Genomic DNA, 259 nt, shown 5'->3' on the forward strand with positions numbered 1-259 from the left:
AATGGCTCTGACCGCTCAGCTTCTTCCTCTTCATTTTCCTGCTCTTCACGAAGCCTCGCTTCCGAGACAACAAGCTCTGGCGGCTCAGCTGGCGCTTCTTCCGCCTTTATACCTTCGCTGTCCTCTGATTTCAAAGCCAATGGCTCTGACCGCTCAGCTTCTTCCTCTTCATTTTCCTGCTCTTCACGAAGCCTCGCTTCCGAGACAACAAGCTCTGGCGGCTCAGCTGGCGCTTCTTCCGCCTTTATACCTTCGCTGT

Annotated in this window: 1 pseudogene; it reads right to left on the reverse strand. The window is 54.1% G+C overall.

The features are described 5' to 3' along the window. Window positions 1-259 (reverse strand): annotated as a pseudogene (locus UJ203_RS20825) (stage VI sporulation protein D); the annotation flags it as partial.

The organism is Bacillus sp. V26, from assembly GCF_034296245.1.
Lineage (GTDB): Bacteria > Bacillota > Bacilli > Bacillales > Bacillaceae > Bacillus > Bacillus halotolerans.